The organism is Paenibacillus sp. LjRoot56, assembly GCF_964253335.1.
GTDB lineage: Bacteria > Bacillota > Bacilli > Paenibacillales > NBRC-103111 > Paenibacillus_E > Paenibacillus_E allorhizoplanae.
This window is the reverse complement of sequence record NZ_CAXURV020000007.1, coordinates 70,001-77,500: the sequence shown is the minus strand read 5'-3', so window position 1 is coordinate 77,500 and position 7,500 is coordinate 70,001. Positions and strand designations below refer to the sequence as shown.

Below are 7,500 nucleotides of genomic sequence, written 5' to 3'. Positions count from 1 at the left end.
GCCTGCCCGGTGCTGGAAGGTTAAGAGGAGTGGTTAGGGGCAACCCGAAGCTATGAATTGAAGCCCCAGTAAACGGCGGCCGTAACTATAACGGTCCTAAGGTAGCGAAATTCCTTGTCAGGTAAATTCTGACCCGCACGAATGGCGTAACGACTTGGGCGCTGTCTCAACGAGAGATCCGGTGAAATTTTAATACCTGTGAAGATGCAGGTTACCCGCGACAAGACGGAAAGACCCCATGGAGCTTTACTGCAGCTTGATATTGGACTTTGGTACGATCTGTACAGGATAGGTGGGAGCCTTTGAAGCCTGAGCGCCAGCTTGGGTGGAGGCATCGTTGGGATACCACCCTGATCGTATCGGAGTTCTAACCTGGTACCGTGATCCGGTATGGGGACAGTGTCAGGTGGGCAGTTTGACTGGGGCGGTCGCCTCCTAAAATGTAACGGAGGCGTTTAAAGGTTCCCTCAGAATGGTTGGAAATCATTCGCAGAGTGCAAAGGCATAAGGGAGCTTGACTGCGAGACCTACAAGTCGAGCAGGGACGAAAGTCGGACTTAGTGATCCGGTGGTACCGAATGGAAGGGCCATCGCTCAACGGATAAAAGCTACCCTGGGGATAACAGGCTTATCTCCCCCAAGAGTCCACATCGACGGGGAGGTTTGGCACCTCGATGTCGGCTCATCGCATCCTGGGGCTGAAGTAGGTCCCAAGGGTTGGGCTGTTCGCCCATTAAAGCGGTACGCGAGCTGGGTTCAGAACGTCGTGAGACAGTTCGGTCCCTATCTGTCGCGGGCGTAGGAAATTTGAGAGGAGCTGTCCTTAGTACGAGAGGACCGGGATGGACGTACCGCTGGTGTACCAGTTGTCTCGCCAGAGGCATCGCTGGGTAGCTATGTACGGAGGGGATAAGCGCTGAAAGCATCTAAGCGCGAAGCCCCCCTCAAGATGAGATTTCCCAGTATGTAAGACCCCTTGTAGACGACGAGGTTGATAGGTTCGAGGTGGAAGTGCGGCAACGTATGCAGCTGACGAATACTAATCGGTCGAGGGCTTAACCATATATAGGGATCTTTGACGTAAGTCAAAGTCTCTCAGATATCCTAAGTAAGAACTTTACGTTGAAGTTTCGTATCTAGTTTTCAAGGCGCAAACAAACGCTTTGACTGTTTGGTGATGATGGCGGAAGGGACCCACGCGTTCCCATCTCGAACACGACCGTTAAGCCTTCCAGCGTCGATGGTACTTGAACCGCAGGGTTCTGGGAGAGTAGAACGTTGCCAAGCAGATACCTAATATAGGGATCTTTAATCGAAGATTAAAGTCTCTCTGCATGGGTATTTTTTTTGTCTAGTAAGATTTGATTTGCCTTTATGGAGGCTTAGTGAAGTGGCTAAACACGGCAGACTGTAAATCTGCTCTCTTCGAGTTCGGTGGTTCGAATCCATCAGCCTCCATATACCTTATTTAGGGGCATAGTTTAAGGGTAGAACAAAGGTCTCCAAAACCTTTGGTGTGGGTTCAATTCCTGCTGCCCCTGCCAATAAGATCAATGGGGATTAGCCAAGCGGTAAGGCAACGGACTTTGACTCCGTCATGCCAAGGTTCAAATCCTTGATCCCCAGCCATTTTTTCACAACACATGAGTCATTAGCTCAGTTGGTAGAGCACCTGACTTTTAATCAGGGTGTCGTAGGTTCGAATCCTACATGACTCACCATTTGCCTTATTTACAGCATGCGCGTATGGCGGAATTGGCAGACGCACTAGACTTAGGATCTAGCGGGCGACCGTGGGGGTTCAAGTCCCTCTACGCGCATCATCGTCCCTAGGTTGCTTCATGCAGCTTAGGGACCCCTATGCGGAAGTGGCTCAGCGGTAGAGCATCGCCTTGCCAAGGCGAGGGTCGCGGGTTCGATCCCCGTCTTCCGCTTTTTATCTTCGGGACGTAGCTCAGCTTGGTAGAGCACCTGCTTTGGGAGCAGGGGGTCGCATGTTCAAATCGTGTCGTCCCGATATCAACCACAGTTCTTCATCAAGTGATGAAGGATTGTGGTTTTTTGTTGTGATCATTTTGTTTTTGACCGAAGTGTTGCAGTCATTCTTACTTCACATAGAGTTACCCTTGGTTACTTAGTTACCTTGATGTAACTCATTTTCTAACCACGCCTGTTCGAGTATACTGGAAATGAAGTAAAAGTATGAATTCTAAGGAGGCTAAAGTAAGTGGGTACGAATGCGAAAATAGGCGGCGGCGGTTTCCATCACGTTGCACTCAGAGCGAATGATTTTGACGCGACAGTCAAGTTTTATACAGAAGGTTTAGGCTTTGTAGAGAAGAATAACTGGGGCGAAGGGAATAAGCGCGCGGTCCTGTTAGACTCTGGCGATGGGAATTATATGGAGGTTTTTGCTGGAGGAACAGGTGAGCAAATTCCAGAAGGCTATTTCTTTCATGTTGCTTTACGTAGTAATGATGTAGATGGAGCAGTTGCAGCAGCAGTTGCTGCCGGAGCTATCGTTACGGTAGAGCCGAAAGACGTGATCCTAGGCGTGAACCCGCCAACACCTGTGCGTATTGCATTTATCAAAGGACTAAATGGTGAAATTATTGAGTTTTTCCAAAGCACTGGGGAGAACCAACTATAATTTATCAGGGATGAGAGGGGCATGTGACATGGCTTATACCTTTACTTTATCGCTCGGAGATGAAGCGCCTGATTTTTCATTACCAGCTACGGATGGACAAACATACGCGTTGAAGGATTTTAACGATGCGAAAACGCTCGTTATCTTTTTTACTTGCAACCATTGCCCTTATGTGATCGGTTCTAATGAAGTAACACGCGAAACGGCCAATCGGTATAAAGATAAGGGTGTACAGTTCGTTGGTATCAACGCCAACAGTGTGAACACCAAGCCAGAAGATTCCTTTGATCATATGGTATCGCACATGGAGGAGCATCAATATCCATGGACGTACCTGAGAGACGAAACCCAAGAAACGGCATTAGCCTATGGTGCATTAAGAACGCCGCATTTTTATGTCTTTGATGAAAATCGCAGATTAGCTTACACGGGACGTGGCGTAGATAATCCTAAGGATGCATCAAAAATCACAATAAATAATTTAGATATCGCGTTAGAAGAGCTGACCTCTGGTCAAGCGATTACACTACCGTTGACGAACCCACTTGGCTGTAATGTAAAATGGGACGGTAAGGATGCGCATTGGATGCCTGCTGATGCGTGTGACTTGGTATAGCATACTTCTGTTAGTATACATATCTCACAAAATTGAAAGCAATGAGCCTCCATACCGTGGAGGTTCATTTTTTGTATGCTACCTATTCATTCCTAGTAACTAAGTTAAAATATGGTAAAATAATAGAGTTCACCAAATCTACTAACAGTAACACACTCATCTATTCAGTATACAATCACATGCCAAAGGAGAATCATAATGTCCTTTACACAGCATTTAGTCCAGAAATATCAGCACGAATGGCGCCAAACCCAGCAACATCCCTTTGTTCAAGAATTAGGTCGGGGAACCCTAGACCGCAATAAATTCAGGTTCTACATGATCCAAGACTATTTATATTTAATTGATTATGCCAAATTGTTCGCATTAGGAGCTGTCAAGGCTCCAGATCTCACAACGATGAGTGAGTTCTCAGCGTCACTAAGTAACATTTTGCATGAAGAAATGGGCATTCATCGTTCCTACGCAGCTCGCTTCGGTATCACCAGGGAAGAATTGGAGCAGGCAGAACCTTCCCCAATTACACTCGCTTATTCGCATTACATGTTGCATGTAGCACAGAATGGCGGATTAGCGGAGTTAACAGCAGCATTACTTCCTTGTATGTGGAGTTACTGGGAGATCGGCCGCATGTTGAAGAAGTTCCCAGGTGCAGTGGATCATCCTGATTATGGTGAATGGGTGAGGGGATACAGCTCAGAGGAGTTCGGTAAACATGCACAATGGTGCATAAATTTAATGGATCGACTAGCCTTAGGGAAATCGGAAAGTGAATTAGCACGATTAGAAACTATTTTTTTGAATACGACTCGCTACGAAACGTTGTTCTGGGAAATGTCGTACCAACAACAGATGTGGCTGTAATTTCTGACACAAGTGCCAATGAAACGCATTCATAAGAGTCAATAGAACGAATATACATATACGGAAATCATCAAAAGTTGGTTATCAACTGGGAGGTGTTTCGTATGATTTATTGGATTTTGGCTGTGATTGTTGTGGTCGTTGGTGCGCTGGTCATCCTGAGTGTAAGAAGAAGTAAATCCAAAGCGCCTGCTGAAGTGAAAACGCACAAGCCCTGCTCTTACTGCAACGAGGAAATCGCTATTGATGCGCCAGTGTGTAAGTATTGTAGGGGGGTTGTAGTGAATTAAGTTGATACTAGGAATTCCGGTTAAAAGGGGAAAAGAAAAGCAACGAGTCATTCGCTACGTGCGAGCTGCTCGTTGCTTTTTTGTATTTGTGTTAGTCTTTCTTGCTGCGTCTACTAGCTTCTTTAGCATCTAACTAGGAAATCACTCGCCGTCCTGACAATATATTGAACTTCATCAAGCCCACGTTCCATAAGCATGCTTTTGTGAATATCGATAATCAATTTCTTTTCATGGATACCATCTACACCGTCAAGTTTTTGAAAATTAAACAACTCGCTCGGGTCTATGTCTAACGCATTCATTAGTGTTTCTAACGTGGTCAATGAAATGTTCCTTTGGCCTCGTTCAATATCCGATATATGCGATTTGCTCATACCGACTTTGCCTGTTTTTTCAGCAAGCTGATCCTGTGTGTATCCCTTAAGCTTTCTAATCATACGTAATCGCTCACCAACGAGCCTTAGGAAATCGGACATCTCATTCACCTCAAGTTGAGGTTATTGAATTCGAACCCAAAAAGAGATACCTATATATGGTGATTTAATATGAAAAATCCTGTGTAAATGGTACTTCCATAAACTAAACATACCAAAAAGTTGGCGCTCTGCCCAAAAAAAGTGTAACATCTAACACATATAGCCACAGAAGGAGCTTGAATCAGTTGAATATTGAATTACACAATGAGTTACCTACCGATTTTGAAGAATTGAAAAAAGCAGCAAACCGTACATCCAATTGGAGGGAGCGTCTTTCTGCCGTTGAAGCATTAGGTGAACATGGCGATCAACAATCGGTTCATATTCTTAAACGTCTAATGACCAATGATACCGTGTATGCGATACAGGAGACGGCTTACCGTAAGCTCAAACTTTTAGGTGAGGATGTGCAACTGCCCCCTCGCAAAAAAGGTGATTTAATTAAAGGCGTAGGTAAAATTTTACTTCGCATCAAGAAGAGCTTGCCTGAAGGTCATACGTATGAGGCTTTCAAGGAAAAGCTGCAGAAAATGAGAAGTGATGTTTATGACACGTACGAAGGTGACAAAGGCTCTGATTTCGATCAATGGCTAGAATCGACATGGTCGGGTTTATTAACTAATAAATAAGAAGCAACACGTATGGAGTGAGTTTATGGCTAAGGGTAAAGGTGGAACAGGTAGAGGTACTGACAGCAAAGGCTGGAACCGGTGGAAAGCAAGTGAGAACCGGGCGAAGAGTGCCCCGAAACCCTACAAGAGTAAAGGTTTGAAAGCCGCTGCAATCGCGGCCAAGGCTGCTGGTACTTCAAATACTTCAAATACTTCAAATACTGCGAGTACCAAAAGCACCAAAGCTTAGCAAATTGCTAAGCAACGAACCACCTTCGGCATCTTGCGAGGGTGGTTTCTTTGTTGAAACAACTGTTTTTGCATCCATCACATGACCTGTGTAAGATAGATGTAGGATATTTTGGATGAGGTGAGAGTCATGGTATTTGGGGCACGCGTATGGAAAACAGGCATCGCTGTTGCATTAGCTTTATACATAAGTGCTTGGCTCGAATTCACGCCACCAGTTATTGCGGCTGTTGCGGCGATCTTTGCGATGCAGCCTTCGATTTATCGCTCCTGGCGTTATTTCTTAGATCAGCTGCAGACCAATATTATTGGTGCGGCTTTCGCTCTGTTGGCGGGGATGTTTTTTTCACAAAATGTGATTGCCATCGGCATTGTATGTATTATTGTTATCATTCTAAGTTTACGTTTACGAATGGAAGAAACGATAGGTCTTACCTTAGTAACCGTTGTGGCTGTGATGGAGGCGTCGGGGGAGTGGCGTTTTGCCGTTAATCGGCTGTTGCTTAGCTTGATCGGGATAGGATGTGCCTTCTTGGTGAATGTACTATTCTTCCCACCTAAGCCTAAGGAACAATTCGCAGCTCAGATCGGATCTATTTTCAGCAAAATGTCACTGCTCCTCCGGACTGTGATTTCGAATGAGATCAAGGAAACGGTGTTTCGTGAAGAGAAAGAAAGTCTTCGTAATAGCCTAAAGTCATTATCTGAGAAGTATAGACTTATGGAAGAAGAAATTAAGAAGTTGAAGGGCAGCGGCTCCAAAAGGATCCGCGAACTCGTCGTGTACAAGCAAAAGCTGCTTGTCATGTCTAAAGGGCTTGAGGTGTTGGAAGCTGTAGATGAGCATTACTTTCAGGCTTCCCCAAGTGCGGAAACGGATGTATGTTTTGACGATCATATGGAGAAATTGATTAAGTACCACGAGCATGTACTCTTGAAGTACGATGATAAGTTGAAGGATACAAGCTCGGATAGTATGGAAATCGAAGCGGAGAACGAACAGTTTATGATCGATCTCCTTGCACGGTATAGCGAACAACCAAGTGGTATGCTTCGACTCTCCATTGTGGCAGCAGCCATGTATGACTATGGTCATCAGATCGCGCGTTTGGATAAGCTTGTGGAGCATGATCATCGAGGGGAGACTGAAGAGAGGGAACCTCTTGAAATTTTGCTCAAAAGTATTCGACTCAAATAGTTCAGATTAAGTTTGCATTACGAAATGGTTTGTGCTATATTATGTTTCTTGCTCCGAACAGGACAGGCATGAACAAGCACAAACCATGGAGTCTGAACGTGTTGATTATCTTCACGAATGGATGAAATAAAATAAAGCTTGCAAATGAAAAATCAATATGGTATATTACTTCTCGCTGCTTCGGTAACACGGCAGTGAACGAAAGAAATTGATCTTTGAAAACTGAACAACGAGTGAGTAAGCACAGTCGAGTAATCGACTATAAAAGGGATTGCAAAATCTCGCTAGCTTCAAATGAGCAATTAAGCTTTCAGATATACGGACGAGCAATCGTCCAAACTATTATGGAGAGTTTGATCCTGGCTCAGGACGAACGCTGGCGGCGTGCCTAATACATGCAAGTCGAGCGGGTTTATCCTTCGGGATAAGCTAGCGGCGGACGGGTGAGTAACACGTAGGTAACCTGCCTTTAAGACTGGGATAACTATCGGAAACGATAGCTAAGACCGGATAACTGGTTTTCTCGCATGAGAGAATCATAAAACA

Annotated in this window: 8 protein-coding genes, 7 tRNA genes and 3 rRNA genes (2 of these 18 only partly in view); 17 read left to right on the top strand and 1 reads right to left on the bottom strand. The window is 45.0% G+C overall.

Annotated elements, in window-relative coordinates; genetic code table 11:
* The 13 genes from ACSQ8O_RS34985 to ACSQ8O_RS34925 all read left to right on the top strand — a co-directional run.
* Nucleotides 1-1,063, top strand: a 23S ribosomal RNA gene (locus tag ACSQ8O_RS34985); it begins 1,852 nt to the left of the window's first position.
* 107 nt (nucleotides 1,064-1,170) lie between these two features.
* Nucleotides 1,171-1,287 (top strand): 5S ribosomal RNA (rrf, locus tag ACSQ8O_RS34980).
* Between the two features lie 89 nt (nucleotides 1,288-1,376).
* Nucleotides 1,377-1,458, top strand: a tRNA-Tyr gene (locus tag ACSQ8O_RS34975).
* Between the two features lie 12 nt (nucleotides 1,459-1,470).
* Nucleotides 1,471-1,544: transfer RNA gene (locus ACSQ8O_RS34970), tRNA-Trp, on the top strand.
* A 10-nt stretch (nucleotides 1,545-1,554) separates the two neighbouring features.
* A tRNA-Gln gene (locus tag ACSQ8O_RS34965) sits at nucleotides 1,555-1,629 on the top strand.
* A gap of 16 nt (nucleotides 1,630-1,645) precedes the next feature.
* Nucleotides 1,646-1,721, top strand: a tRNA-Lys gene (locus ACSQ8O_RS34960).
* 19 nt (nucleotides 1,722-1,740) lie between these two features.
* Nucleotides 1,741-1,820, top strand: a tRNA-Leu gene (locus ACSQ8O_RS34955).
* A 42-nt stretch (nucleotides 1,821-1,862) separates the two neighbouring features.
* Nucleotides 1,863-1,934, top strand: a tRNA-Gly gene (locus tag ACSQ8O_RS34950).
* Between the two features lie 9 nt (nucleotides 1,935-1,943).
* Nucleotides 1,944-2,017 (top strand) — tRNA-Pro (locus ACSQ8O_RS34945).
* A gap of 210 nt (nucleotides 2,018-2,227) precedes the next feature.
* On the top strand, nucleotides 2,228-2,650 hold the full coding sequence (locus ACSQ8O_RS34940; RefSeq protein WP_171637077.1) for a VOC family protein: 423 nt from the start codon (nucleotides 2,228-2,230) through the stop codon (nucleotides 2,648-2,650).
* Nucleotides 2,651-2,678: 28 nt separating this feature from the next.
* Complete coding sequence (locus ACSQ8O_RS34935; RefSeq protein WP_436245477.1) at nucleotides 2,679-3,266, top strand: thioredoxin family protein; 588 nt, start codon at nucleotides 2,679-2,681, stop codon at nucleotides 3,264-3,266.
* 198 nt (nucleotides 3,267-3,464) lie between these two features.
* Complete coding sequence (tenA, locus tag ACSQ8O_RS34930) at nucleotides 3,465-4,130, top strand: thiaminase II (RefSeq protein ID WP_436245476.1); 666 nt, start codon at nucleotides 3,465-3,467, stop codon at nucleotides 4,128-4,130.
* 104 nt (nucleotides 4,131-4,234) lie between these two features.
* Nucleotides 4,235-4,420: a hypothetical protein gene (locus ACSQ8O_RS34925; RefSeq protein WP_436245475.1), complete on the top strand. Its 186-nt coding sequence runs from the start codon at nucleotides 4,235-4,237 to the stop codon at nucleotides 4,418-4,420.
* A 122-nt stretch (nucleotides 4,421-4,542) separates the two neighbouring features.
* Here ACSQ8O_RS34925 and ACSQ8O_RS34920 read toward each other — a convergent pair whose 3' ends face one another.
* Nucleotides 4,543-4,896 (bottom strand): helix-turn-helix domain-containing protein, encoded by a 354-nt coding sequence (locus ACSQ8O_RS34920; protein ID WP_436245474.1) that lies wholly within the window; start codon nucleotides 4,894-4,896, stop codon nucleotides 4,543-4,545.
* A 185-nt stretch (nucleotides 4,897-5,081) separates the two neighbouring features.
* Between ACSQ8O_RS34920 and ACSQ8O_RS34915 the strand changes: the two genes are divergently transcribed.
* The 4 genes from ACSQ8O_RS34915 to ACSQ8O_RS34900 form a co-directional block, all read left to right on the top strand.
* The gene (locus ACSQ8O_RS34915) at nucleotides 5,082-5,525 is read left to right on the top strand and encodes a HEAT repeat domain-containing protein (RefSeq protein ID WP_436245473.1); all 444 of its coding nucleotides are present in this window, start codon (nucleotides 5,082-5,084) and stop codon (nucleotides 5,523-5,525) included.
* Between the two features lie 25 nt (nucleotides 5,526-5,550).
* Complete coding sequence (locus tag ACSQ8O_RS34910) at nucleotides 5,551-5,757, top strand: DUF3934 family protein (protein ID WP_436245472.1); 207 nt, start codon at nucleotides 5,551-5,553, stop codon at nucleotides 5,755-5,757.
* Between the two features lie 129 nt (nucleotides 5,758-5,886).
* Nucleotides 5,887-6,954, top strand: a complete 1,068-nt coding sequence (locus ACSQ8O_RS34905; protein WP_436245471.1) for an FUSC family protein — start codon at nucleotides 5,887-5,889, stop codon at nucleotides 6,952-6,954.
* Nucleotides 6,955-7,295: 341 nt separating this feature from the next.
* Nucleotides 7,296-7,500, top strand: a 16S ribosomal RNA gene (locus tag ACSQ8O_RS34900); it runs 1,337 nt beyond the window's last position.